This window comes from Curtobacterium sp. UNCCL17, assembly GCF_000686685.1.
In the GTDB taxonomy this organism is placed as follows: Bacteria; Actinomycetota; Actinomycetes; order Actinomycetales; family Microbacteriaceae; genus Curtobacterium; species Curtobacterium flaccumfaciens.
The window spans coordinates 433142-459214 of the sequence record NZ_KK366000.1; the positions used below are offsets into that span (position 1 = coordinate 433142).

At 70.0% G+C, this 26073-nt stretch carries 20 protein-coding genes; 7 read left to right on the forward strand and 13 right to left on the reverse strand.

Features of this window, described 5'->3' with window-relative positions:
- Window positions 1–43 precede the first annotated feature (43 nt).
- Window positions 44–475, reverse strand: coding sequence for a DUF3093 domain-containing protein (locus BR70_RS0106910; protein ID WP_027465468.1), 432 nt, complete (start codon window positions 473–475; stop codon window positions 44–46).
- 63 nt (window positions 476–538) lie between these two features.
- Between BR70_RS0106910 and dut the strand changes: the two genes are divergently transcribed.
- The 5 genes from dut to dxs all read left to right on the forward strand — a co-directional run bounded on the left by dut (window position 539) and on the right by dxs (window position 7595).
- Window positions 539–1030 carry a dUTP diphosphatase gene (dut, locus tag BR70_RS0106915; protein WP_027465469.1) on the forward strand — a complete coding sequence of 164 codons (492 nt, stop codon included), beginning with the start codon at window positions 539–541 and terminating at the stop codon, window positions 1028–1030.
- Window positions 1027–1749 carry a DUF3710 domain-containing protein gene (locus BR70_RS0106920; RefSeq protein WP_027465470.1) on the forward strand — a complete coding sequence of 241 codons (723 nt, stop codon included), beginning with the start codon at window positions 1027–1029 and terminating at the stop codon, window positions 1747–1749. The genes dut and BR70_RS0106920 overlap by 4 nt, the downstream gene beginning before the upstream one ends.
- 32 nt (window positions 1750–1781) lie before the next feature.
- Window positions 1782–2561 (forward strand): DUF3159 domain-containing protein, encoded by a 780-nt coding sequence (locus BR70_RS0106925; protein ID WP_027465471.1) that lies wholly within the window; start codon window positions 1782–1784, stop codon window positions 2559–2561.
- Window positions 2562–2689: 128 nt separating this feature from the next.
- On the forward strand, window positions 2690–5506 hold the full coding sequence (acnA, locus tag BR70_RS0106930; RefSeq protein WP_027465472.1) for an aconitate hydratase AcnA: 2817 nt from the start codon (window positions 2690–2692) through the stop codon (window positions 5504–5506).
- A gap of 151 nt (window positions 5507–5657) precedes the next feature.
- Window positions 5658–7595 carry a 1-deoxy-D-xylulose-5-phosphate synthase gene (gene dxs, locus BR70_RS0106935; protein WP_027465473.1) on the forward strand — a complete coding sequence of 646 codons (1938 nt, stop codon included), beginning with the start codon at window positions 5658–5660 and terminating at the stop codon, window positions 7593–7595.
- A 112-nt stretch (window positions 7596–7707) separates the two neighbouring features.
- Here dxs and BR70_RS0106940 read toward each other — a convergent pair whose 3' ends face one another.
- The 4 genes from BR70_RS0106940 to BR70_RS0106955 all read right to left on the reverse strand — a co-directional run bounded on the left by BR70_RS0106940 (window position 7708) and on the right by BR70_RS0106955 (window position 13116).
- Entirely contained in the window at window positions 7708–9846 is a 2139-nt protein-coding gene (locus BR70_RS0106940) for a 3-hydroxyacyl-CoA dehydrogenase NAD-binding domain-containing protein (protein WP_027465474.1), read from the reverse strand.
- A 2-nt stretch (window positions 9847–9848) separates the two neighbouring features.
- Window positions 9849–11066, reverse strand: a complete 1218-nt coding sequence (locus BR70_RS0106945) for a thiolase family protein (protein ID WP_027465475.1) — start codon at window positions 11064–11066, stop codon at window positions 9849–9851.
- Window positions 11067–11194: 128 nt separating this feature from the next.
- Window positions 11195–12538 (reverse strand): HRDC domain-containing protein, encoded by a 1344-nt coding sequence (locus BR70_RS0106950; RefSeq protein WP_442854632.1) that lies wholly within the window; start codon window positions 12536–12538, stop codon window positions 11195–11197.
- On the reverse strand, window positions 12535–13116 hold the full coding sequence (locus BR70_RS0106955) for a DUF3000 domain-containing protein (protein ID WP_027465477.1): 582 nt from the start codon (window positions 13114–13116) through the stop codon (window positions 12535–12537). Before BR70_RS0106955 ends, BR70_RS0106950 begins: the two co-directional genes overlap by 4 nt.
- Before the next feature lie 23 nt (window positions 13117–13139).
- Between BR70_RS0106955 and BR70_RS0106960 the strand changes: the two genes are divergently transcribed.
- The gene (locus tag BR70_RS0106960) at window positions 13140–14363 is read left to right on the forward strand and encodes an alpha/beta fold hydrolase (protein WP_027465478.1); all 1224 of its coding nucleotides are present in this window, start codon (window positions 13140–13142) and stop codon (window positions 14361–14363) included.
- A 198-nt stretch (window positions 14364–14561) separates the two neighbouring features.
- On the opposite strand, the gene BR70_RS0106965 is transcribed toward BR70_RS0106960, so the two are convergent.
- From BR70_RS0106965 to BR70_RS0107000, 8 genes are all read right to left on the reverse strand, one after another.
- A complete protein-coding gene (locus BR70_RS0106965; protein WP_027465479.1) occupies window positions 14562–15347 on the reverse strand; it encodes a hypothetical protein in 786 nt (261 codons plus the stop codon).
- A complete protein-coding gene (locus tag BR70_RS0106970; protein WP_027465480.1) occupies window positions 15337–16083 on the reverse strand; it encodes a hypothetical protein in 747 nt (248 codons plus the stop codon). The genes BR70_RS0106965 and BR70_RS0106970 overlap by 11 nt, the downstream gene beginning before the upstream one ends.
- Window positions 16084–16169: 86 nt before the next feature.
- Window positions 16170–16448, reverse strand: a complete 279-nt coding sequence (locus BR70_RS23175; RefSeq protein WP_155896808.1) for a hypothetical protein — start codon at window positions 16446–16448, stop codon at window positions 16170–16172.
- Between the two features lie 99 nt (window positions 16449–16547).
- The gene (locus BR70_RS0106980; protein WP_027465481.1) at window positions 16548–16949 is read right to left on the reverse strand and encodes a DUF6188 family protein; all 402 of its coding nucleotides are present in this window, start codon (window positions 16947–16949) and stop codon (window positions 16548–16550) included.
- A 236-nt stretch (window positions 16950–17185) separates the two neighbouring features.
- Window positions 17186–17890 carry a hypothetical protein gene (locus BR70_RS23180; protein WP_155896809.1) on the reverse strand — a complete coding sequence of 235 codons (705 nt, stop codon included), beginning with the start codon at window positions 17888–17890 and terminating at the stop codon, window positions 17186–17188.
- On the reverse strand, window positions 17887–23292 hold the full coding sequence (locus BR70_RS0106990) for a DUF6531 domain-containing protein (RefSeq protein ID WP_027465482.1): 5406 nt from the start codon (window positions 23290–23292) through the stop codon (window positions 17887–17889). The genes BR70_RS23180 and BR70_RS0106990 overlap by 4 nt, the downstream gene beginning before the upstream one ends.
- Window positions 23293–23439: 147 nt before the next feature.
- The gene (locus BR70_RS0106995) at window positions 23440–23898 is read right to left on the reverse strand and encodes a SufE family protein (protein WP_027465483.1); all 459 of its coding nucleotides are present in this window, start codon (window positions 23896–23898) and stop codon (window positions 23440–23442) included.
- Window positions 23895–24806, reverse strand: coding sequence for a sulfurtransferase (locus BR70_RS0107000; protein ID WP_027465484.1), 912 nt, complete (start codon window positions 24804–24806; stop codon window positions 23895–23897). The genes BR70_RS0106995 and BR70_RS0107000 overlap by 4 nt, the downstream gene beginning before the upstream one ends.
- 140 nt (window positions 24807–24946) lie before the next feature.
- On the opposite strand from BR70_RS0107000, the gene zapE reads away from it, so the two are divergent.
- The gene (gene zapE, locus BR70_RS0107005; RefSeq protein WP_035808265.1) at window positions 24947–25969 is read left to right on the forward strand and encodes a cell division protein ZapE; all 1023 of its coding nucleotides are present in this window, start codon (window positions 24947–24949) and stop codon (window positions 25967–25969) included.
- Window positions 25970–26073 lie beyond the last annotated feature (104 nt).

Consider the following 26073-nt stretch of genomic DNA (forward strand, 5'->3'; position numbering starts at 1 on the left):
AGGCGGGGCCGAGCCGCGCCTCCAGGCCGTGGACCGTGGTCCGTCAGGACCGCAGCGCCTCGACGACCTTGCGCGGGTGCCGGACGCTCACCAGCCAGTAGGGCGTCGGGTCCGCGTCGTCGCGCACCTCGACCTTGACGACCCCGCGCACGTAGCCGCGGAAGAGCGTCCACGCGCGGGCGTCGAGTGCCGGCCCGCGCTGCTCGGTGGCCGCTGCGCCCTCGAACGCCTCGGTCGTGCCGACGAGCGTGCGGGGCAGGTGTGCCTTGCCCGCGCGGAACTCGGTGTCGGTGACCTCGATGGTGGGTGCGAGTGCCCACAGGAGGACCAGGACCCCGAGCTCCATCCCGATCGCCACGAGGACGCCGGCCAGGACGCTGATGGGGAGGAAGACGAGCAGGGTGGCGGGGATGACGAGCGCCGTCGCCAGGTAGAGGGCGGGCGGGGCCCAGAGTCGTTCGCGGTACAGGGTCACGGGTCCATTCGATCACGAGCGAGCGAAGTCACGGAACGGTCACGGCTGCACTACCCTCGTCACGTGACCGAACCAGTCGACGTCCTCTGGACCGGGGAGCACGCTCCCGGCCACGCCCACCCCGGCGACGCGGGTGCCGATCTCGTCTCCACCGAGGCCTTCGTGCTGCAGCCGGGGGAACGACACCTGGCCGCCACGGGTCTGCGCATCGCGCTGCCCGAGGGCTACGCCGCGTTCGTGGTCCCGCGGAGCGGCCTGGCGGCGAAGCACGGCATCACGATCGTGAACAGCCCAGGCACCGTCGACTCCGGCTACCGCGGGGAGATCAAGGTCGCCCTGCTCAACACCGACCAGACGGAACCGTACGAGGCGCACGTCGGCGACCGCATCGCCCAGTTGATCGTGATGCCGGTGCCGCAGGTGACCTACACCCGGGTCGACGACCTGCCGGACAGCGTCCGCGGACAGGGCGGGTTCGGCTCGTCGGGCTACGGTGACCGGAGCGACGCCGTGACCGGTGCCGCCGCAGACGCTCAGGAAGGAACGCGCGCATGAAGTTCGGCCGACGCAAGCGGGACGAGGTCGAGGTGGCGGACGCCGTCGCCGACGACATCGAGGTCGCGGACACGTCCCCCGAGGTCGACATCGCGACGGATGCCGACGCGGACCTCGACGAGGTCGACGCGGTCGCCCCGACGGACAAGTCCGCTCCGGAGGACCGGGCCGAGAACGGCCCCCACGACGAGACCGAGGCGAACCTGGTCCGCCCCTACGTCGACCTGGGCGGGGTGAAGGTGCTCCCGCGCGAGGGCCTGCACCTGCGCCTCGAGGTCGAGGAGGGCTCGCAGCGCGTCGTCGCGGTCGGGCTCGACTACGACGAGTCCACGCTGCAGGTCCAGCCGTTCGCGGCGCCGCGGTCCACCGGCCTGTGGCACGAGATCCGCGCCCAGATCGCCGAGCAGATCGAGCGCCAGGGCGGAGTCGTGACCGAGGTCGACGGCCCGTTCGGCCCCGAGCTCCGCGCGTCCGTCCCGGTCGCCGTGGACGGCGACGGCGGCACCGCCGGCTCCCGTCCGGCCCGCTTCGTCGGCGTCGACGGCCCGCGCTGGTTCCTGCGCGGCGTGATCGCCGGCAAGGCCGCCGAGCAGCCCGACGACGCCAGCGAGATCGAGGAGCTGTTCCGCAGCGTCGTCGTCGTGCGCGGCACGACGCCGATGCCGCCGCGCGACCTCATCCCGCTGCACATGCCCAAGTCGACGCAGACCGCGATCTGACCGACTGACGACCAACCCCGCCTGGAGGCACGGTGCCGGACCACGACGACACCCCACGACCCGAGACGGCTGGCTCCGACCCCGCAGCACGGGCAGCCGAGCCGTCGGTCGCACCGTCCTTCTCCGCGCAGTTCCGCGACGCCGTGCAGAACGCCGGCATCGCCCGCGTCGCGCCCGGTGAGGCGCCGTCCGGCCGGGCGCTGCTCGGCGCGGTCGGCGGGGTGCGCGGCCTCGCCGAGTCGGTGCTGCCCGGGTTCGCGTTCCTGGTCGTCTACGCGATCACGAAGGAGCTCGTGCCGAGCGTCGTGATCCCGGTGGCGGTCGGCCTGGTCTTCGTGGTGCTCCGGCTGCTGCAGCGGCAGTCGGTGACGATGTCGTTCGCGGGCATCCTCGGCGTCGCGGTCTCGGCCGGCCTCGCGCTCATCACCGGCCGTGCGGAGAGCAACTTCATCCCCGGGATCGTCATCAACGCCGTCTGGCTCGTCGGGCTGCTGATCACGCTGGCGATCCGCTGGCCGCTCATCGGGCTCGTCGTCGGCTTCCTGCTGCCGGCGAACGAGGACGGCTCGCACGTCGACTGGCGCGCCGACCCGGTGAAGCGCCGGGTGCTGACGGTCGCCACCTGGATCTGGGTCGGGCTGTTCGCGGTCCGTCTCGCGGTGGAGGTCCCGCTGTACCTGACGGCGCAGGTCGAACTGCTCGCCGGGCTGAAGCTCATCCTCGGCGTGCCGCTGTACGCGGCGGTGCTCTGGGTGACGTGGCTGCTGGTCCGCACCGTGTTCGTCCGACGCGACGACGTCGCCCCGGTGTAGAGTTCTCTCGACATCAAGATAGTTCTCGCAGGGCGCGCACGCGTCCTCGGGATTAGGTTTGCCTTGCTGGTGGGACGGTCCACGGCCCGCGAGGATGAGGGCAAACCGATCAGTAGGGAGGCGGCACGGTGGCTGCAGTCAATAGCTTCGGCTCGAAGGACACACTGTCGGTTGGGGGTGTCGACTACGCGATCCACCGGATCGACTCGGTTCCCGGGCACGAGAAGTTGCCCTACAGCCTGAAGGTGCTGCTCGAGAACCTCCTCCGCACCGAGGACGGCAAGAACGTCACCGAGGGACAGATCCGGGCACTCGGCTCCTGGCGGCCCGACGCGGAGCCCGACACCGAGATCCAGTTCTCGCCGGCGCGCGTCGTCATGCAGGACTTCACGGGTGTGCCGTGCATCGTCGACCTCGCCACCATGCGCGAGGCCATGGCGGACATCGGCGGCGACCCGAACAAGATCAACCCGCTGTCCCCGGCCGAGATGGTCATCGACCACTCCGTCATCGCCGACCTGTTCGGCAGCACGGACGCCCTGCAGCGCAACACGGACCTCGAGTACGAGCGGAACGGTGAGCGCTACCAGTTCCTCCGCTGGGGCCAGACCGCGTTCGAGGACTTCAAGGTCGTCCCGCCGGGCACCGGCATCGTCCACCAGGTGAACATCGAGTACCTGGCGAAGGTCACCTACACGCGTGACTTCGACGGCGAGACCTACGCGTACCCAGACACCCTGGTCGGCACCGACTCGCACACCACGATGGTGAACGGCCTCGGCGTGCTCGGCTGGGGCGTCGGCGGCATCGAGGCCGAGGCCGCGATGCTCGGCCAGCCCGTGTCGATGCTCATCCCGAAGGTCGTCGGCTTCAAGCTCTCCGGTGAGATCCCGGCCGGCGTGACCGCGACCGACGTGGTGCTCACCATCACGCAGGAGCTCCGCAAGCACGGCGTCGTCGGCAAGTTCGTCGAGTTCTACGGCGAGGGCGTCGGCGCCGTCCCGCTCGCCAACCGCGCCACCATCGGCAACATGTCGCCCGAGTTCGGTTCGACGGCGGCGATCTTCCCGGTCGACGACGTCACGCTGGACTACCTGCGGCTGACCGGTCGCGACGAGGCACAGATCGCCCTGGTCGAGGCGTACTCCAAGGCACAGGGGCTGTGGCACGACGCCTCGGTCGAGCCGAACTACTCCGAGTACATGGAGCTCGACCTCTCCACGGTCGTACCGTCCATCTCGGGCCCGAAGCGTCCGCAGGACCGCATCGAGCTCACGAACGCGAAGAGCCAGTTCGAGCTCGACCTGAACAACTACACGACGCCGTCCGAGCAGACCGACCTCGACGATGCGGTCGAGGAGACGTTCCCGGCCTCCGACCCGATCGCGGCCGGTTCGACCAACGAGGACACCGCGCTGCACGAGCACGTGCACGTGTCGAGCGCACCGTCGACCGCCTCGGCGCCGACGAAGGTCGCGATGGACGGGGCCGACCCGTTCACGATCGACCACGGTGCCGTCGCGATCGCCGCGATCACCTCGTGCACGAACACGTCGAACCCGTCGGTCATGATGGCCGCCGGCATCCTCGCCCGGAACGCCGCGAAGAAGGGCCTCACCGCGAAGCCCTGGGTGAAGACCACCCTCGCGCCCGGGTCGAAGGTCGTCACCGACTACTACGAGAAGGCCGGTCTCACCACCTACCTCGAGCAGCTCGGCTTCTACACGGTCGGCTACGGCTGCACCACCTGCATCGGCAACTCGGGCCCGCTGCCCGAGGAGATCTCGCAGGCCGTGCAGGACAACGACCTCGCCGTCACCGCGGTGCTCTCGGGCAACCGCAACTTCGAGGGCCGGATCAACCCCGACGTCAAGATGAACTACCTGGCGTCCCCGCCGCTGGTCATCGCCTACGCCCTCGCCGGGTCGATGCACTTCGACTTCGACAAGGACGCCCTCGGCACCGACCAGGACGGCAACGACGTCTACCTGACCGACATCTGGCCCGACGCGGCCGAGGTGCAGCAGGTCATCGACGAGTCGATCGACACCGAGATGTTCACCCACGAGTACGGCTCCGTGTTCGAGGGCGACGACCGCTGGAAGAACCTGCCGACCCCGACCGGCGACACCTTCGAGTGGGACCAGGAGTCGACCTACGTCCGGAAGCCCCCGTACTTCGAGGGCATGACGATGCAGCCCGACGCGGTGTCGGACATCTCCGGCGCCCGGGTGCTCGCGAAGCTCGGCGACTCGGTCACGACCGACCACATCTCGCCGGCCGGTTCGATCAAGGCCGACAGCCCCGCCGGCCAGTACCTCGCCGAGCACGGCGTCGACCGCAAGGACTTCAACTCCTACGGCTCGCGTCGCGGCAACCACGAGGTCATGATCCGCGGCACGTTCGCGAACATCCGTCTGCGCAACCAGCTGCTCGACGGCGTGGAGGGCGGCTACACCCGTGACTTCACGACGCCCGACGGTGCGCAGTCGTTCATCTACGACGCCTCGCAGCACTACCAGGAGCAGGGCATCCCGCTCGTCATCTTCGGTGGCAAGGAGTACGGCTCCGGGTCGTCCCGTGACTGGGCGGCCAAGGGCACGAACCTGCTCGGGGTCCGCGCGGTCATCACCGAGAGCTTCGAGCGGATCCACCGCTCGAACCTCATCGGCATGGGCGTCGTCCCGCTGCAGTTCCCGGCGGGCGAGACGGTCGAGTCCCTCGGGCTCGACGGCACCGAGGTCGTGTCGATCTCCGGGCTGACCGAGCTGAACGAGGGCCGCACCCCGAAGACGGTGCACGTCACCGCGACGCCGAGCGAGCACTCGCCGGCCGGCAAGCAGCCGATCGAGTTCGACGCGGTCGTCCGCATCGACACCCCCGGCGAGGCCGACTACTACCGCAACGGCGGCATCCTGCAGTACGTGCTCCGCTCGCTCGTCTGAGTCCGCTGAACGACAGGAGCGTCGTACGCACGGGTCGCTGACGCGACCACAGATCGGACCGGAGGCCCGTGGCGACACCGCCACGGGCCTCCAGTCCGTCACCTGGTAGCGGGAATAGGGTGATGGCTTGGTACCCACGAAAGGAGCGCCCGTGAGCCTGCTCGCCAGCATCACGTCGCCGCGCGACCTGAAGCGTCTCTCCGACGCGCAGATGACCGACCTCGCCGCCGAGATCCGGCGCTTCCTGGTCGCCGAGGTCGCGAAGACCGGTGGGCACCTCGGGCCGAACCTGGGCGTCGTGGAGCTGACGCTCGCGATGCACCGCGTGTTCGACTCGCCGAACGACCCGTTCGTCTTCGACACCGGGCACCAGTCGTACGTGCACAAGCTCGTGACCGGCCGTCAGGACTTCTCGAAGCTGCGCGAACGCGGCGGCATCGCCGGCTACCCGCAGCGCAGCGAGTCCGAGCACGACATCGTCGAGTCCTCGCACGCGTCGTCGTCGCTGTCGTGGGCCGACGGCATCTCCCGCGCGTTCGGGCAGACCGGGCAGACCGACCGCACCGTCGTCGCGGTGGTCGGGGACGGCGCGCTCACCGGCGGCATGACGTGGGAGGCGCTCAACAACATCTCCGACGACAACGACCGTCGACTGGTCATCGTCGTCAACGACAACGGCCGCTCGTACGCCCCGACGATCGGTGGCATGGCGCGGTTCCTGAGCTCCGTGCGCACCCGCCGCGAGTACCGCGCCCTGTACGAGGGCACGCAGGCCGTGGCGGCCCGCTTCGGCGCTCCGGGTCGTGCGGTGTACCGAGGCATGCGCGGGGGCCTGCACGGCTTCCTCTCGCGGCTGACGAACAACGAGGCGCTGTACTCCAACCTCGACATCAAGTACATCGGCCCGGTGAACGGCCACGACCAGCAGGCGATGGAGGCAGCGCTCCGGCAGGCCAAGGAGTACGGCGCTCCCGTCATCGTGCACGCGATCACCGAGAAGGGCCACGGCTTCGAGCCCGCCCTGCGCGACCAGGCCGACCAGTTCCACGCCGTCGGGCACATCGACCCGGAGACCGGGGAGTCGCTCGACGCCGCATCGGGCCCGTCCTGGACCTCGGTGTTCGCGTCTTCCCTCGCCGATGCCGGCGCCTCGGATCCTCGGATCGTCGCCATCACGGCGGCGATGCTCCGGCCGACCGGGCTCCACCTGTTCCAGGAGCAGCACCCCGACCGGGTGTACGACGTCGGCATCGCCGAGCAGCACGCCGTGACGACCGCCGCGGGCCTCGCCTACGGCGGTCTCCACCCGGTCGTGGCGCTCTACGCGACGTTCCTGAACCGCGCGTTCGACCAGGTGCTGATGGACGTCGCCCTGCACAGGGCCGGCGTGACGTTCGTGCTCGACCGTGCCGGGATCACCGGCCCGGACGGCCCCTCGCACCACGGCATGTGGGACCTCGCGCTGCTGCAGGTCGTGCCGGGGATCCGGATCGCCGCGCCCCGCGATGCCCCGACGCTGCGCGAGGAGTTCCGCGAGGCGATCGCCGTCGACGACGCCCCCACCGTGCTGCGGTGGTCGAAGGGGCAGGTCGGACCGGACATCCCCGCGATCCGTCGTCTCTCCGATGGTGTGGACGTCCTGCACGCCGCCGCGGACGACGTCGAGGACGTGCTCTTCGTCGCCGTCGGGTCGATGGTGCCGGTGGCACTCGAGGCCGCGGCGCTGCTCGAGGCGCAGGGCATCGGCGTCACCGTCGTGGACCCGCGCTGGGTGGTGCCGATCCCGACGTCGCTGATCGAGCTGTCGCGGACGCACCGGCTCGTGATCACCATCGAGGACGGCGTGCGGGTCGGCGGCGTCGGGACCCGGCTGCGGCAGGACCTGCGCGCTGCCGGGGTCGACACCGGGGTGAACGAGCTCGGGCTGCCCGACGCGTTCATCGACCACGCGACCCGGTCGCAGATCCTCGCCGACGCGGGGCTGACGGCGCAGGCCATCGCCCGCGACGTCATCGACCAGGTCGTCGGGACGAAGCTGCCGCAGGCGAAGCCCGCGCGGTCCCGCGAGTCCGCGGCGTCCGACCGCTGACCGCGCGGTTCGCGATCGTCTCGCACAACCAAAGCCACTCCGAACCACGGCGATCCGCGGTTCGGGGTGACTTTGGTTGTGCGGCGGTGCGGCCTTCGAGACCGAGTCGGCTCTAACGGGAAGCGGGGCCGACGATCCGCGGCTCGTGGAACGTGCCGCCGAAGACTCGCTCGGACGCGCCGGAGCGGTCGAGGTACGGGCTGATCCCACCGGCCTGGAACGGGTACCCCGCACCGAGGATGAGCCCGAGGTCGATCTCCTCGACGTGCTCGACGACCCGGTCCTCGAGCATGCGGTGCAGCTCGTCGGCCAGGGCGTCCTCGAACCGGCGCTGCATCTCGGCGGCGTCGACGGGCTTCGCGTCCTTCTTGGACGGCGCGACGAGCTTCACGGCGGCGGGGTCGTACCCGGTCGCGTTGCCCTTCTTGTCGCGGGTCAGGATCGTCCCGTGCTCGGCGATCTTCTTCAGGCCGTCGCCGGGGTAGAAGCGCTCGGGCCAGGCCGCGTGGTGCGAGTCGAGCACGTGCGCACCGACCGGCAGCCCGACGAGCTCGAGCAGCTCGAACGGTGACATCGGCAGGCCGAGTGGGGCGGCACCCTGGGCGACGGTGTCGAACGAGGTGCCCTCTTCCACGCCGCGCATCGCCTCGCCGAGCACCCGGGCGAGCACCCGGTTGACGACGAAGCCCGGCTGGTCCGCGGTGATGATCGCGGTCTTCTTCAGGGTCTTCGCGACGGCGAGTGCGGTGACGAGGGCCTCGTCCGAGGTCTTCGCCGCGCGAACCACCTCGAGCAGCGGCATGACCGCGACCGGGTTGAAGAAGTGGAAGCCGACGAGTCGCTCCGGGTTGGTGAGCACCGACGCCATCTCGTCGACGGAGAGCGACGACGTGTTCGTGGCGAGGATGGCGTCCGGCGCGATGACCTGCTCGATCTTCCGGAGGACCTCCTGCTTGACGGTCATCTCCTCGAAGACCGCCTCGATCACCCAGTCGGCGTCGGCGAAGGCGTCGTAGGACACCGACCCGCTGACGAGTGCCGTGATGCGGTTCGCGTCGTCGGGGGAGATCCGGCCCTTGTCGAGCAGCTTCGCGACCTCGCCGCGGATCCGCTCGACGCCGGCGTCCACACGGGACTGGTCGACGTCGGTGATGACGACGGGGACGCCCAGGCGTCGGGCGAACAGCAGCGCGAACTGCGACGCCATCAGCCCGGCGCCGAGGACGCCGACCTTCGTGATCTTCTTCGCGTCGACGCCCTCGGGAGCGCCGACGGGCTTCTTCGCACGCTTCTGCACGAGGTCGAAGGCGTACATCGACGCGGCGAACTGGTCGCCCGAGATGAGGTCGGCGAGGGCCTCGTCCTCGTCGGCGAAGCGTTCGTCGAGCGAACCCGACTTGGCGGCGGCGACGAGGTCGAGCGCCCGGAACGGCGACTTCGGCACGGTGCCGATCTTCGAAGCGACCTGTCCGCGGGCGACCTTGACGACGGTGCCCCATGCGGCCTTCTCGAGCATGCCCGGCTCGTTCTTCCGAACGACCTTGGTCGTTCCGGTGATGACGCCGTCCGCCCACGCCACGGCGGAGGGCAGGAACGTGACGGACGGGACGAGCACGTCACCGATGCCGATCTCGACCGCGGCCGGGCCGTCCATCAGGCGGTTGTTCTTGAGCGGGTTCTCGACGATGACGCGGAGCGCGCGCTCCGGGCCGATCAGGCGGGGGAGCAGCGTCGCGCCGCCCCAGCCGGGGATGATGCCGAGGAACACCTCGGGCAGGCCGATGCCCTGCGCCGCGGACGAGAACGCCCGGTAGGTGCAGTGCAGGGCGATCTCGAGCCCACCGCCGAGCGCCAGCGTGTTCACGAACGCGAACGACGGCACCCCGAGGTCGGCGAACTTCTTGAGCGTGGCGTGCCCGAGGGCGGCCAGGTCGTGGGCGGCCTCGCGCGACGGGACCGCCGCTGCCTGGGACAGGTCGGCCCCGGCGGCGAAGCAGTACTCCTTGCCGGTGATCGCGACGCCCTTGATCGTGCCGGCGGCGGCCTCGGTCTTCAGGGTGTCGAGCACGCCGGCGAGCTCACGGAGCGTGCGGGGCCCGAGGGTGTTCGGCCGCTTGTAGTCCTTGCCGTTGTCGAGCGTGATGAGCGCCAGCGTGCCACCCGAGGGCATCGTGACGTGCTTGACGAACGAGTGCGTGACGACCTCGTCCTCGCTGAGTTCGGCCAGTCGGTCGTTGTCGACGATGGTCATGGTCACGCCCCCTTCCGAGCCGAACGCTCGGCCGACTTGCTGTGGTTCGGGTTCTCCCAGATGACGGTGCCGCCCTGGCCGAGCCCGATGCACATCGTGGTGATGCCGTACTTGACGTCCGGTCGCTCGGCGAACTGCGCGGCGAGCTGGTTCATCAGCCGGACGCCACTCGACGCGAGCGGGTGGCCCACGGCGATCGCGCCGCCCCAGGCGTTCACGTTCGGGGAGTCCTGGGCGATGCCGTAGTTGTCGAGGAACGCGAGCACCTGGACGGCGAACGCCTCGTTGATCTCGAACAGGCCGATGTCGTCGATCGACAGGCCGGCCTTCGACAGGGCCTTGTCGGTCGCGGGGACCGGGCCGACGCCCATGACCTCGGGCTCGACGCCGGCGAAGGCGAACGAGACCATGCGCATCTTCGTCGACAGTCCGTGCTGCTTCGCGCCGTCCTCGGACGCCAGCAGGCTCATGGTGGCGCCGTCGTTCAGACCGGCTGCGTTGCCGGCGGTGACCCGTCCGTGGGGCCGGAACGGCGTCTTCAACGCGGCCAGCGCCTCCAGGGTCGTCCCCGGCCGCGGCGGCTCGTCGGTGCTGACGACGTCCCAGCCGTCGCCCTTGTTGACCTCGACCGGGATCACGTCCGGCTGGAGCTTGCCGTTCGCCCAGGCTGCGGCGTAGCGCTGCTGGGACTGGACGGCGTAGGCGTCCGTGCGGTCCTTCGTGATCGCGGGGAAGCGGTCGTGCAGGCGCTCGGCGGTGGCGCCCATGACGAGGGCGTCGCTCGAGACCATGCGCTCCGCGACGAAGCGGGGGTTCGGGTCGGCGTTGAAGCCCATCGGGTGCCGGCCCATGTGCTCGACACCACCGGCGATCGCGATGTCGGCGGCGCCGAAGGCGATGGCACCCGCGAGCGTCGTGACGCTCGTCATGGCGCCGGCGCACATGCGGTCGATCGCGTAGCCGGGCACCGACTTCGGCAGACCCGCGAGCATGCCGACCGTGCGGCCGAGCGTCAGCCCCTGGTCACCCTGCTGCGTGGTCGCCGCGACGGCGACGTCGTCCACGGCTGCGGTGTCGAAGGCGTTCCGGTCGAGCAGTCCGCGCATCGCGTGCACCGCCAGGTCGTCGGACCGGGTCTTCCAGAACACCCCCTTCTCGCCGGCTCGTCCGAACGGTGTGCGAACGCCGTCCACGAACACGACGTCTGATGCCTTTGGCAATCCGGGCCTCCCAGATCCTCATCGATCGGGCCGGAACGCAGGTCGCTCCGGCCTGGCCGGGCCTCGCCCGGCGACCCTCCCGACGCTATGCCCCCAGCCTGGGCGGCCGCATGCCGGTTGGGCAGTTCCTACGACTCGTCGTCGTCCGTCGCCGCGGGCCGCTGTGCAGCAGCGACAAAGGCCGACGCGATGATCGACGCGAGTTCCTCGACCTGCCACGGGCGGGCATCGTGCTCGGCGAGGGCGGCGCCGACCAGCTCGGTCGACGGCGGCGACGGCGGGGCCCACGACACGAGCCGGAGCGTCTCCGGGGTGAGCAGGTTCTCGAGCGGGATGTCGAGCTCCTCGGCACGCTTCGTGACCGCGGCGCGCGCGGCCTTGTACCGGCGGTCGGCCGCCGGGTTGCGGTCCGCCCAGGCGCGGGGCGGGGGAAGAGTGGCCTCGCCGGCACCGCGGAGACGGGGGAGGTCCTCGGTGGTGCGGCCTTCCTCGACGGCGGCCCACCAGCGGTCGAGCTCGGAACGGCTGGCGCGGCCCGTGAAGGTCTTCAGCGCACCGAGTTCGGCGCGGGACTCGGGTGCGGCGGCCGCGGCGGCGACGATCGCCGAGTCGGGGATCGTGCGTCCGGGGGCGATGTCCGCCTGTCGGGCGTACTCGTCGCGGGCGAGCCAGAGCGACCGGGCGATCGCCAGTGCCCGAGCACCACGGAGCGCGTGCATGCCGGACAGCCGACGCCAGGGCTCGGCACGGGCGGGCTTCGGCGCGCGGTGCAGGACCGCGTCGAACTCCTCCTGGGCGATCCGGGTCTTGCCGGCCTCGTCGAGCTTCTCGGCGAGGGCGTCGCGGAGGTCGGGCAGCAGCTCGACGTCGAGCGACGCGTAGACGAGCCACGACTGCGGCAGGGGACGGGTCGACCAGTCGGCGGCCGAGTGCGCCTTCGCCAGGGTGATGCCGAGCAGCTGCTCGACGACGGCGCCGAGGCCGACACGGGGGAACCCGGCGATCCGGGCGCCCAGTTCGGTGTCGAAGATGCGGGTCGGGACGAGGCCGACCTCCTGCAGGCACGGCAGGTCCTGCGAGGCGGCGTGGAACAGCCACTCCTCGTCGACGATGGCGGCCTGCAGCTCCGAGAAGTCGCCGATCGGGATCGGGTCGAACAGGAACGCACCGGCACCACGGCGGAACACCTGGATCAGGTACGCGCGCTGCGAGTAGCGGTAGCCGCTGGCGCGCTCGGCGTCGACCGCGACGGGGCCGTGGCCGGCGGCGATGGCGGCGACCGCCTCGAGGTAGTCCTCGCGCGTGTCGATCACCTTGACGGCGTCGTGCGATGCCTCGAAGGCGGGGCTGGCGGCGGCGGCCGGAGTGGCCGATCCAGCAGCGGCAGCCGGAGCAGTCGAGCCGGCAGCCGTGGCTGCGGACGCAGCCGGGCCGGTCGATCCAGCGGCGTCCTGGGGAGCGGGGTCGGTCACTTGGCGAGCCTCCTCGGGGCCAGCAGGGTCACGCCGTCCGATGCGGGCGGCAGACCGGCGAGCATGGCGACGATGTCCTGCCAGGCCCGGACGTGTGCGGTGAGGTCGTCGCCGCGTGGTGTCCACGACGCGCGGAGTTCCAGCTGGGCGCCGTCGCCCTGTGCGGCGAGGTCACCGTACCCGCGCGAGATGATCTTGGTGGCCGTGCCCGAGGCGTGGTCGTACGTCGCACCGTGCGACTCGAGCGCGTCGACGAGCCAGCTCCAGGTCACGTCGGCGACGAATTCGTCGACGCCGATCTCCGGCTCGAGCGGCGCCTGGGCGAACGAGACGACACGGAACGCGCCGCCCCAGTCCTCGGGTTCTTCCGGGTCGTACAGGGCGATGAACCTGCCGGTGCCCAAGTCCGAATCGACCCCGTGCGCAGTGCCGGACACGTCCGCCGTCAGGGCGATCGAGAACGGTGCGATCCGGGTCGGCGAGGGGATCTCGGTGACGGTGGTCTCGGCACGGCCGCTGCCGCCGGACACGAACGCGCGGAGCCGCGCGAAGGCGTCGGGCTCTCGGGTTTCGGACACACATGCAGACTAGGCTCCGGGCCATGTCCCGATCCGCGCGACCCGCCGAGGACGTCGTCCAGGAGACCGCTCGATCGGCCGGGTTCATCGCACTCGGCGCCGGTCTGGCAGCTGCCGCGGTGGGGACGGCCGTCATCGGTGGCTTCGTCGCCGCCGTCGCCCGCGCCGTGGTCACCCCCGACCGCAAGCGCAACGAGCGCGTCCCGATCCACGCCGTCGACCCCGTCCGGAAGACCGTCACGATCGAGCGCACGGCCGACACCGAGCTGCAGGGCCGCTACTCGCTCTGGTTCGGCGGCGGCACCGGCCACATGCGCGTCGGCGAGGTCCTCGGCACGACCGACACCACCGTGACGCGCCGCATCATCGCGATCGACGCCGGCGATCCGACCGCCGCACGTCGCGGTCGCTGGGGCGGCTGGTTCTACCTGACCCCCGGCGAACTCGACGTGCCCGTCGAGGACGTCGACATCCCCACCCCGAACGGCCCCGCCCCCGCCTGGGTCGTCCGCGCCGACGACCCGGCAGCGCCGTGGGCCGTCCTGGTGCACGGCCGTGGCGTCACGCGTGCCGAGACGATCCGCGCCGTCCCCGTCTTCCGCGCCGCCGGGTACTCGGTGGTGCTCGCCTCGTGGCGGAACGACGGCGTCGCCCCGCCGAGCGTCGACGGCCGCTACGGCCTCGGCAGCACCGAGTGGGAGGACGTCGACTCCGTCCTCCGCTGGCTCACCGCGCAGGACGCCCAGAGCGTCGTCCTGATGGGCTGGTCGATGGGCGGCGCCGTCGTGCTGCAGACCCTGCTCCGCTCGCGCTTCGCCGGCCTGGTCGACGGGGTGGTGCTCGAGTCCCCGGTGGTCGACTGGCACGCCGTCCTGAAGTCGCAGAGCCAGCTCCTGCGCCTGCCGCGTCCGGTCCGCAAGGTCGCGCAGCGCCTGCTCCGGACGCCGGTGCTGCACCGGCTCGCCGGGCTCCAGGCCCCTGTGGACCTGCGCGAGCTCGACATGGTCACGCGCTCCGACGAGCTCACGGTGCCGATCCTGCTGCTGCACAGCGACGACGACGGGTTCGTGCCGTCCTCGGCCTCGCACGACCTGGCCCGCGCACGGCCCGACCTGGTCCGGCTCGAGATCCAGACCAAGGCCCGGCACACCAAGCTCTGGAACCACGACGCCGACTGGTTCGACGCCCGCATCCTCGCGTGGCTCACCGAGGTGGTCCAGCGGCGCGGGGCGACCAGCGCGCGGTAGACGCGACCGAAGGGCGGACGGGAGGCGCGGTGTCAGCTGGCACCGCGCCTCCCGTCCGTCACCTGCTCACGTCGTCGCCACTTCGGTGGCCCCTGGTCCGCCGAGCGCGCAGAACGGTGAAAGGACATGGGCCGGCACTCGGCACGGTGTGGGAAGAAGGCTGGGAGGACGGCGATGCTTGCGCCGCACGCCCGCACGTCAGGTCCGTGGGAAGAGATCGACTGACCGTGGCGTAGCCCGGTATCGCAGGTGTTCGAAGTCCGGGTGCCAGTCGACCAGGCCCACCACCGCACGGACGGCGATGTCGACGAAGAACGGGGATACGACCATCCGATGGGGGACGGTCTCTGCCTCGACCTCGCTCGCCGGCCGCGACCTCTTGCCGGAGAAATCCGTGACGTGTTCGACGTCGGTGGCGGTGCCCCAGGAGTACGCGGGGAGGAGCCGGTCAGAGTCGGGCGTCGTGGTGCCGACGACCTCCCACATGCCTGGCTGGAACCGCGCCGGCAGGGTCAATCCGGCGATGACGGGCTGCGTCGCGAGCACCACGAGCGGATCCGCCGGCGGCGGTACTTCTTCGGGACGTTGGAAGACGGCGACGTAGACGGCATCGAAATGTTCCGATATCACGTGCCCGAGCAAAACACCGCCCGCTCCGTCCGATATGAGGAAGACGTCGCCAGCGGCGGCCGCGAACGGCGCACGGCTGCATGGGTAGAACACACTGGCTGTCCCGGAGGGGGTGCTGGGTCCCCTTGGATCCGGTGCCGCGAGTGGTGTCCGTGGCACCCTGGTGCGCCGGAGCTGGCGTGCGCGCTCGTCGAGGTCCCGACCCGGCCATCCGTGGTCGACGACTTCGATTGTGAACAACGTTTCGGGGTCAGCGCGCGTCTCGGTCAGGAGCTGCGCGAACAGTTGTGCGCCGCTGTCGGCCTGGTGAAACTGCTGCGTCGACCGATCGGGCTTGCTCCGTCTACCGAACATCGCGGACTCCGTCTTCGTCGGTGGATGTGAGGATGAGCTGGTCCGGTCGAGGCAGCTCGGCCGGCATGTCGGTGGTGAACCACGGGAACTCGACGAAGTTGATGCGACCCTCGAGCATCCAGACGAGTACCTCGCCCGCGAGGGGGGCCTCGTCGGAGCAGTAGTACACGGCCCATCGGAGAGGACCGTCGGCGTAGTCGGACCGAGGTGCCTCGGCGAGCACGATGTCGAAGATCCGCGGGACCGACTCGTCGACGGTCCGCACTGCCTCGACCTGGTCGCGCAGCAAGGCGGACCTGGGGTCCTGCGACGCGTCAAAGCACGTCCGCAGGATCGCCGCGATGTGGTGTGCCGTGGTGTCGCCCTCCCGACTGCCGACCACGTGCGAAGCCACCGCGGGTCCGAGAGCCCGCTCGATCGCGTTCGAGATCTCGATGACTGATCCGTCGATGCACACGGTGACTTCAGTGCTGTCGAAGAAGTCGATGCGGAGCACTGCCTGCGCCGGATCGGGTCCGGCGGCGACCGGAACGCCGAAGAACTCGCAGTCGATCATCTGGTGGTTCTCCTGGACGAGCGTCAGCATCTCGTCGTGCGAGAACCACAGCCCGGGTCCCGACGCTGCCATGAGTCGCCGGTCCCACTCGTGCACGTCGACAGTCGAGCTCGGTTGCATGACCATGTCGAGCTCCGTGACGAGCCAGTGCAGGGGCGTGAGGTTCAACGATTCGAACACGTCCCGGAAGCCAGGCAGCGGCCCCTCGTGTGAGGGGCCCCTCCGGAAGAACCAGAACCGCTGAGCGGCCTCTCGTCGGCCGGTCATCAGGTGTTGGTGAGCCAGATCGCGGGCCCCTCGCTCGGCATGACGATGATCCGCAGCCTTCTCGTGAGGCGTTTAATTGATCCCGCTGACGATCGGGGTCTGACCGAGCGAGACGAGGGTGCGTAGTCACCGAGCGCGTCCGCGAAGGCGTCGAGTGGACCGATGAACGGTCGGAGAGGGTCTTCCTTCTTCGTGGAGTGCCGTCGGACTGCACCGGTGAAGTCCGAGGGGACAGCGTCGCAGTGCACCTCAGCGTCGGCCGGGATCGCGGCGATCATCGAGACGATACCGCCGGGTGGTTCGATGGTCGTCCTGCAGGTGACCGCTCGAAGGTGTGCGATCGAGAGGTCTGGCTGTGTTCTGGTCATCGTCAGTCCTCAGCGTTGTTCAGCCCGGTCATCTTCGTCGTCTGGGATCGAGGTGAACAGATCTCCGCCCCCGAGAGCGATCACCCGCACCGGCGGTCTCTCCGGGCCGGTGTAGTGCCAAGACTCGTACTGCGCGTCAGGATCGGCTCTCAGCACGACTCCGCTGGAGAAGGTCAGCTCCAGAGAGCTTTCGTCGATCCGGGCCTCGATTACCGTCTGGGTGTGCAGACGCAAAGCTGGAACGAGCGAAGACTTGTCGCCGTCCGGGGCAACTTGGGAAATGGCTCCGCTCGGCTCACCCACCGTGAATGTGGATTCGAAAGCCGTGCTCGCACCGTTGGAGAAGCGCAACGTGACCATGTGGTCGATCCCGATGAAATTGACGGTTTCTCTCACAACGGACAGGCGCATGTCATCTCCGTTTCTTTTGGCCAAACGACGTACTTACCGCTCCGGAAAGCGTACATCGATTCGTCAAGGTTGCGGAACACCGCCCCAGGAAGTCGTCCAATCTCACCGTCGGGTTGACTACTGCCTCGTCGAAGACGACTGTCACCGTGATGCTGTCGACAGAATCGATGCGCACAACTGGATCCGCCGTCGCGGGTGATACGCGGTGTCGTCATCGGCCGCGACCAGACTGGTTCTCAACGTTCGCCTGGTTTCCCGATGAAGTTGGTGACGAACAGCGCGCCCATCACCTGGTCCCTTTCCTTTTCGAGTGCGACAGTCACGAGGGAGTCCTCAAGCCACACGAAACACAGGCGAACCTCGGTAGAACCGAGGAGAGCGAGATTCGTCGTGAATTCTTCCAACCCAATCACTACGACACCTTTCTCCCTGGCCAAGTTGTACTTCGTCCAAAGTGTCCGCGCGATGCTTGAGGCGTCCTGTACGCTGAGTCGGAGATCTTCTTCACAGGGTTGAGGCAGAAGCGCCGCGGACGCCTTCAAAGCGGCCGGGGTTGTCAATTCCTTCAAGAGATGACGAAGTGCTCCTGCGGAGATTGTTTTTTGCGTCGGTGCGCGATCGAGGTATGTCGCTGCGAGCGGAACTTGGTGTTCGGCGTCTACGACGAAGGACGCGATCCGCTCGCCCGCCTCGGCCTGGCAAAACAGGATCGGTCCATTGCCAAGATCATGCAGTGGCGCTAGAAGTTCAACTAAGTTCGGAGATCGAACCAGGTAATTGTCCCGCACCATTCTCTCGAATTCGGCTGCCTCGAACTGGTCTACAAACAATTCCTGTTCAGGTGGCAGTTCTGTCAACAGGGTCAGCGCATCTGCTGGAACGTTCAATCCCGAGCGCTCGATCATCCCTTCGAGCACCTCGACAGTCATGACTTCGCTCAACTCTCGTACCTCTCCACCTTTGCGCCACGGACGACTCCGCGGATGAGGACTTCCGACTCACCGAACTCGTCAGGCCCGAGAACTACCCTGCTCCGGTACGGCTCGAGATCTGTGCTGAGGATCACGCCGCGGCCTCCAGGTGTGAGTTCGCCGTCTCCATATGGGTCGGACGCGAATCGCTCGGCGACGGTTCGGTCGGTGGTCCAGCTGGTGAGCTTGCTTTCTCGGCTGTTTCCTCCGTTGTGCATGGCGCCATCTTGGTGCCCCTGTAAGTCTCCGGGCAATGCTTCCCCGTTCTTTGCTGCCTCGAACCGGTGATGCGCGGCGTTGATGCCGCGATAGATCGTTGTTGGAACAGGCGGAGTCGGCGCGAAGTCGTCGAGTTTCGAGACCGCTGTCGGCAGGTGCACCTTCGACATCGTGCCGCCGGTCGCCGCCGACGTCGCGGCACCTTCGGCCGCGTTCCGGAGCAGACCACCCGGGGTCACCGGCTGGCCGCTCACCGCGTAGTTCGCGACGTTCTCGGCCGCACCTTCTGCTGCGTTCTTGACCAGTTGCTTCCCGATCAGGGCACCGGCACCACCGCCGACCGCACCGAATGCCCCGCTGACGGCGACCTGGCCCCAGTTCACCTCGCCGGTCGTGGCCTTCTGGATGATGGTGTCGGCACCGGCGCTGATGAGCATCATGCCGACCGGACCGCCGACGCCGGTGGCGACGAGCACACCGCCGGCGACGACCATCGCGCCACCGGCGACGTACTCCCAGTTGTCCGCGAACCAGTCACCGGTCGCGGCTGCGGCACGTGCGAGCGGCCCCTGCTGCGCCGCCGCGTAGGCCTCGAGCTCGGCGTCGGTGACCGGCGCGAGTCCGAGCGGGTCGATGGCGTGCAGCGGATCGTTGCCGGCGAACGAGTACGGGTTGCCCGCCCAGGCTGCTCCCGCGGGCGCGGTGACCGGGTCGACGGACAGGAAGCCGCGCGACGACGGGTCGTAGGCGCGGGCGCCCATCCACTCCAGGCCGGCGACCTGCAGCGAACCGTCGGCGCCGAGTGCGATGCCGCCGGGCAGGCCGGAGCCGCCGAGGTCCACGAGCGTCTGCCACGGGTCGGCGTCGTCGGCTGCTCTGGTCGTGCGTCGACCGCTGGTGGCCCACCCGTCGTCCACGCCGGTGAGACCACCGGGAGCACGGACGACCGGTGTGTCGCCGACAGCGAGGAGCGTCGGCGCGAACGCGGCGGTGTCCCAGTCGATCTGGACGCCGTCGACATCGGCGAGTTCACCGAGGGCGTCGACGTGCAGGTCGGTCGTGGTGCTGCCTGCCGCGGTGGTCTCCGCCACCCCGGTGAGGTGACCCTGCGGGGTCCAGCCGTACGTGGTCGTCACGCCGTCGGCTCGGAGCGCCTGCACCCGACGACCAGCGCCGTCGTAGGCGTACTCCACCTCGGGCGACCCGTCCACGGCGTCGACGCCGATCAGCTGACCGGCGGCGTCGTGCCGGAACCGTCGGGCCCCGGAGTCCGTCCGTTCCTCGGCCAGACGACCAGCGACGTCGTAGACCCAGTCGGTGCGACGGGCTTCCTGGACGGACGCCACCAGCTGCGCGGCATCGTCGTGCTCGTAGGTGGTGCTCCCACCGGGTCCGTCGACCCGGGTGATGCGCCCGTCGGCGTCGCGTTCGATCGTGCTGGCGTGCGTGCCGTCCGCGTCGATGCGCGTGTGCCGGACCACCTGTCCGTTCGCGTACTCCCAGGTCTGCAGCTGATCGCCGCCGCGGGCCTGCAGGAGCCGCCCCGCCGCGTCGTGCTCGTACCGGACCTCGCCGAATGCGGAGTGGTCGACGCGGACGACCCGTCCGGTGTCGTCGTGCTCGTACCGGGTCGTGAACCCGTCAGGGGACTGCACCGAGGTGCGGAGTCCGTCGGCATCGTGGGTCCACCGGGTCTCGCGCGCGCCGGTGGCACGGCGGACGAGCTGGCCCAGTCGGCTGAACTCGAGGACGTGGGTGGCGGGGGAGTCGGGACGGGTCTCGTCGGTGATCGTCACCGTGCGAGCACGCGCCTCGCGGTCGATGCGGCCGATCAACCGGTCACCGGCGTACTGCGCGGATTCACGACCGGCCGCGTCGTACTCCCACCGAAGGACGCTCCCGTGCGGGTCGGTCTGGGTGAGCTGGCGCCCGGCCGCATCGTAGGTCGCCGTCGTCGTGCGACCGAGCTGATCGGTGGACGAGGCCACCTTGTCGAGCTGCGTGTACGTGCGGAGAGTCACCCCACCCAGCGGATCGACGGTGCGGACGAGGCGCCCACGCTGGTCGTACTCGTACCGGGTGGTGCCGCCGAGCCCGTTCACCGCGGCGACGAGTTGCCCGGCGGCGTCGTAGCGGAAGGCCCGCTGGCCGAAACGGGTGTCGCGCGCCGACACGACCCGACCCACGCGGTCGTACCGGTACCGGGCGGTGCCGACCCCGGGCACGTCGGCGTGGACGACCCGACCCTGGCGGTCGTACTCGGTCCGGGCGACCTCGCCGGTCGGCAGGGTGCGCGCGACGACCCGTGAATCGGCGTCGTAGGTCAGCGTGGTGCGTGCGCCGGCGGGGTCGATCGCGCTGACCGGGCGGCCGCACGCGTCGTACTCGTACCGGGTGGTGCGGCCCGCCGGAGTGGTCACACCGACGACTCGTCCGGCCAGGTCACGCTCGATCCTGGTGAGTCCACCGTCCGCGTCGACGAGTTCGACCGGTCGGCCGCAGGCGTCGTACGTGGTGAGTTCGGCGGAGGCGTCTGTGTGCTCGAGCCGGGTCGGGCGCCCGAACTCGTCGGTCGTGACGGACACGGCATCGAAGGCATCCCGGACCGTGGAGACGCCGTCAGCGCGCGAGCGCCCCACCTCGGTGCGGACACCGGTGGGGTCGACCGTCGCGCCGAGGGCTCCGACCGCGTCGTGCTCGCGTGTCCAGGTGCCGCCGGCCGGGTCGACCACGGCTTCGAGTCGGGAGAGCGCGTCGTGCACGAACGCCCACTCGGCACCGTCGGGCAGGGTCATCGACGAGACGTTGCCGATGGCGTCGAAGTCCTTCGTCACGACGCGACCGAGGGGATCCGTGGTGGACACGATCTCGCCGTGCTGGCCGTAGGCGACCTCGGTGCGGGCACCGGTCGGATCGATCGTCGCCGTGACCCGACCGCCGTCGCCGTGCTCGAACCGCCACAGCCCGCCGTCCGGGTCCTCACGCGCGGTGAGCAGGCCGGCGGCGTCGTAGCGGTACCGGGTCCGGTTGCCGAGCGGTGTGACCGCCTCGATGATCCGGCCACCGGGGTCGCGGATCAGACGTGCGGTGTCACCGACGGCGTTCTCGACGCCGACGACCTCGCCGGAGGCGTCGTGGTGGAAGACGACGACGACGCCCGTCGGATCGGTGGTCCGGACCAACAGGCCGTCCCGCCACTCGAGCACGGTGCGACCGCCGACGGGGTCGACGATGGTCGACGGGTTCCGGTCGTCGCCCGCGTACTCGTACTCGACGACCCCGCCGTTCGCGGTGACCACCGTGGTCATGCGGTCCTGCTCGTCGTACCCGAAGGTCAGGTCGGCGCCCTCCGGTGTCACGGTCCGGACGCGCCGTCCCCGCTCGTCGTACCCGTGGACGGTCACCTGCCCGTCGCGCTCGGTCACCGAGACGAGGTTGCCGTGCGGGTCGTACGACATCGACTGACGCCGCCCGTCGGTGTCGATGATCCCGACGACCCGGCCCTTGCGGTCGGCGATCCACGTGTTGGTGTGGTCGCCGTCGACGTCGGAGACCGAGGTGACGCGGCCCGGCAGGTACGCGAACCGCACGCGCCGTCCGAACGGCGTGCGCTGCTCGACGACACGGCCACGGGCGTCGTAGGTGTTCTCGCACTCGACCACACCCGTGGCAGCGGTCACGCGGTCGATCAGCCCGTCGTCGTTCCAGCGGTACTGACGGCTGCCGACGGCGTCCGTCGCACGGACGAGTCGACGAGCATCGTCGTAGTGGTAGTCCACGCGGCGTCCGTCGGAGGCGGTCGTCGACGCCACCCGGTCGCCCGCGTACTCGACGTCGATGAACCGTCCGAACACGTGCGACAGGCGGGTGATGCGGTCCTGCTCGTCACGCCGAACGGTCACGGTGGTGCCGGCTCCACGGCCGCTTCGCAACCACAGTCCGGACGGCGTGAACGCCCAGTGACCGCCGGCGTTGTCCTGGACGACGAGGGCGTTCCCCTCGGCCCGGAGCCACAGGTCTTCGCCGACCGCCCGGTCCCAGCCGACGCCCTGCCGCGGGAAGTCGACCTGCCGGCCGTCGTCGAGCACGACCGACGCGGCGTCGTCGGTGATCTCCAGCCGGGTGTCGAGGATCGAGGACCACCCGAGCCCGAACACCCCGGCACGGCCGTCGAGCGAGTTGTACATCCGGGTGAGCCGGAGCGACGCCGCCTGCCCGGCAAACGACAGGTCGGTCTCGGGCTCCAGGAAGTTGCCCGTGGCGGTGTTGACGGGATCGTCGGCGAACCCGTTCGTCGGGGGCGTCCCCATCGCCGAGAACGGTCCGATGGTGAAGTCGTCACGTCCGGCGTCGATGCCCGCCGCGGACAGGGCCGCCGCGATCGCCGCGTCCGACAGCGTCGCGGGCCCGGCACCACCACCGGCGGCCTCGAACTGCGCGGCGACGGTGCCCGCCCAGTCGGCGTCCTGCCCGTTCGCGGTGAGCCAGTCGTTGACGGCGGTCAGCAGCGACTGGGCGTTCAGCGTGCCCCAGCAGGGGTTGCACTCGGCCTCGTAGTCGCTCAGGGCGTTGCGGAACGTGGAGACGGCACCCGACAGGTCGGAGTCGAGCGTGCGGGTGTTCGCCTCGAAGGAGCGGAGGTCTTCGGGGACGGCCGACGACGTCCCACCGCTGGTCCCACCACCCGCGGGGATCTCGCGCCCCTTGACGCTGACCTCGTCCGCCTGCAGCCGCGGCTCCGGTTCCGGCTCCGGGGGCTTCGGGTCGTCACCGCCGCCGAACCACGTCGAGATCTCGTGTCCGGCGCCGACGAAGAAGTTCTCCTCGCGTTCACGCTTGCGGGCGTCCCACGCCTTCGCCTGCTTCCGCCGGTCGTCCTCGTCCTTCGCGGCGTCGCGGAGTTCCTGCACGAACCCCGACAGGCTCTGCAACGACTCGACGAGCTTCGTCGCGCTGCGTGCGCCGATGTCGGCGTTGTCCGCGAAGACCTCGGAGAAGTACCCCCGGAACTCCGCAGTCGCGGCCGTCACCGACGACGACCGCGATCCGGACTGGCCGCCGATCGACGACGCGAGTGCCGTCGAAGCCGATTTGAGCGTGTCCGCCGCGCTGTACGAGTAGCCGGTCGGATCGTTCCCGTGGATCTTCGCCATCGTCAATTCCCCCCATGGTGCTGACCGGCCCATCCTGTCACGGCCGGCGACTGAAATGCCAGAGGACCGCATGCATCCGAAACGAGCAACGGACAGGAGGCGCGGTGCCAGCTGGCACCGCGCCTCCTGTCCGTCAACGGGTCGCGTCTACGCGACCGCCGCCTGCACCTGACGCTGGACGCGTCCGAGCATGCCCACCATGCCGCGGATCCGCAGCGGGCTGACCGCCTCGGACAGACCGATGGTCAGCGGGTAGTCCGTCGGCACCGCGAGCACCTGCTCGACGGTCAGGCCGGACAGTCCCTGCGCCAGGATCGAGGCGAAGCCGCGGGTGGTCGGCGCCTCGCGCGGGGCGGTGGCGTGCATCCGGACCACGTCCGGGGCATCGCCGTCCTCGCCCACCGTCACGGTGATGAAGACGGGGGACTGGCACTCCTCGACGCGTTCGAGCTCGTCCTCGTGCCCCTGCAGGCGTTCGGGCAGCGCAGGCAGCTCGTTCGAGAACTCGAGCAGGAGCTGCAGGCGGTCCTTCTGGCCCAGGGCGAGGAAGTCGTCGCGGATCTCGGCGAGGGTGGCGGGGAGTGGTGCGTCGGTGCTGGCGTTCATCGGTTCGGAACAGTACCCGGCTCGGATCCCTGCACGATGGGGACGCGGACGGCGCTGCCCCACTCGGTCCACGAGCCGTCGTAGTTGCGGACGTTGTCGTAGCCGAGCAGGTGCTGCAGGACGAACCAGGTGTGGCTCGAGCGCTCACCGATGCGGCAGTAGGCGATGACCTCATCGGCGTCACCGATGCCGGCGCCGTCGCGGTAGACGGCGTCGAGCTCGTCGCGTGACTTGAAGGTGCCGTCGGGGGCTGCGGCCGTCGCCCAGGGGATGTTCACGGCGGTGGGGACGTGGCCGCCGCGCAGCGCGCCCTCTTCCGGGTAGTCGGGCGCCGTCGTGCGCTCCCCGCTGTACTCCGGGGCGCTGCGGACGTCGATGAGCGGCTTGCCGAGGTGCGCGAGGACGTCGTCCTTGAAGGCGCGGACGGACTCGTCGTGGCGCTCGACGACGGGGTACTCGACGGGCGTGACCGGGGTCTCGTCGGTGGTCAGGGCGCGGTCCTCGGCGATCCACTTGCCACGACCACCGTCGAGCAGGCGGACGTCCTCGTGGCCGAACAGGGTGAACACCCAGAGGGCGTAGGCCGCCCACCAGTTGTTCTTGTCGCCGTAGATCACGACCGTGGTGTCGCGGCCGATGCCCTTGCCGCCGAGGAGCTCGGCGAAGGCGGCACCGTCGATGTAGTCGCGCTGCACCGGGTCGTTGAGGTCGGTGTGCCAGTCGATCTTCACGGCGCCCGGGATGTGCCCCGTCTCGTAGAGCAGGACGTCCTCGTCGGACTCGACGACCACCAGGTCGGGCGCGCCGGCCCCGGCGTCGAGTTGCTCCTGCAGCCACTCGGTGGAGACGAGGCGCTCCGGGTGCGCGTAGGCGGCGAACTTCTCGGACGGGTCGACCGGTGCGGTCATCGGGGGTACCTCCAGGGGGTGCGGGGGAGCGTGGTGCTGGGGAGCGTGCTGCTGGCGCCGGACTAGGATCGGGCGTCGGTGCCTGTGGGCAACGGTACGCGGACGTACCGTGCCCCTGACGCAACGTGACACCCCACGACATGCTTCCCGGAAGGGTTCCCCGATTGCCCGCTCACCTCGTCGACCGTGATCCCCGGGTGACCCCGCAGCAGATGGCCGCGGCGCTCGTGCCCCCGCCCCAGTTCACGGACGCGTCGTTCGACTCGTACCGGCCGGACCCGGACTACGACTCGCAGGCCTCGGTCCGCGATGCCGTCGCCGCGTTCGTGGCCGCCGGTCCCGCGGACGCCCCGCGGCGCGGGCTGTTCGGGCGCCGGAAGCAGTCGGCGGAACCCGCGGCGAAGTCCGGCGTGTACCTGGACGGCGGGTTCGGCGTGGGCAAGACCCACCTGCTCGCAGCCGCCTACCACGCGGCCACCGGGCGGAAGACGTTCGGCACCTTCATCGAGTACACCGCGCTCGTGGGCGCCCTGGGGTTCCAGGGGACGGTCGACCTGCTCCGCGGCACCGCACTGGTGTGCATCGACGAGTTCGAGCTCGACGACCCGGGCGACACGATGGTGATGACCCGGCTCATCAAGGAACTGACCGAGACCGGCACCCGCTTCGCCGCGACGTCGAACACGCCCCCGGGAGCGCTGGGCGAGGGACGCTTCGCCGCGCAGGACTTCCTGCGCGAGATCCAGGCGATGTCGGACCGCTTCGACACCATGCGCATCGACGGCCTCGACTACCGCCGACGTGCCGTGGACGAGTCGGCGCAGGTGGTGTCCGACGTGCCCGCCGCGCTGCCGTCCGGCTCCGTGACGCTCGACGACTTCGGCGCGGTGGTCGCACACCTGGGTTCCGTGCACCCCTCGAGGTACGTCGCGCTGGTCGAGGACCTCGACGCCGTCGGGCTCACCGACGTCCGGGCGTTCACCGACCAGACCGACGCGCTGCGCTGGGTCGCCCTGGTGGACCGGCTGTACGACGCGCAGGTGCGGATCGTCGCCTCGGGCACCCCGCTCGACCAGGTGTACCCCGACGCGATGCTCGAGGGCGGCTACCGCAAGAAGTACCTGCGCGCGGCGTCCCGCGTGGTGGCGCTCACCCGCGCCTGAGGACCCCTCGCCGTCAGACCGATCTGTCCACGGCGGTCTCCTGCCCCTCGCGCAGGGGACATCGGGCCGGCGGAAACACGACGTTTACAAACGGCGCGGTCGCG

Coding starts and splice junctions, on each gene's coding strand:
- BR70_RS0106965 (WP_027465479.1), bottom strand. CDS start 15,347: ATGTTCGGTAGACGGAGCAAGCCCGATCGGTCGACGCAGCAGTTTCAC.
- BR70_RS23175 (WP_155896808.1), bottom strand. CDS start 16,448: ATGATCGCCGCGATCCCGGCCGACGCTGAGGTGCACTGCGACGCTGTC.
- BR70_RS0106995 (WP_027465483.1), bottom strand. CDS start 23,898: ATGAACGCCAGCACCGACGCACCACTCCCCGCCACCCTCGCCGAGATC.
- BR70_RS0106980 (WP_027465481.1), bottom strand. CDS start 16,949: ATGCGCCTGTCCGTTGTGAGAGAAACCGTCAATTTCATCGGGATCGAC.
- BR70_RS0106940 (WP_027465474.1), bottom strand. CDS start 9,846: ATGACCATCGTCGACAACGACCGACTGGCCGAACTCAGCGAGGACGAG.
- BR70_RS0107000 (WP_027465484.1), bottom strand. CDS start 24,806: ATGACCGCACCGGTCGACCCGTCCGAGAAGTTCGCCGCCTACGCGCAC.
- zapE (WP_035808265.1), top strand. CDS start 24,947: ATGCTTCCCGGAAGGGTTCCCCGATTGCCCGCTCACCTCGTCGACCGT.
- BR70_RS0106920 (WP_027465470.1), top strand. CDS start 1,027: ATGAAGTTCGGCCGACGCAAGCGGGACGAGGTCGAGGTGGCGGACGCC.
- BR70_RS0106990 (WP_027465482.1), bottom strand. CDS start 23,292: ATGGCGAAGATCCACGGGAACGATCCGACCGGCTACTCGTACAGCGCG.
- BR70_RS0106960 (WP_027465478.1), top strand. CDS start 13,140: ATGTCCCGATCCGCGCGACCCGCCGAGGACGTCGTCCAGGAGACCGCT.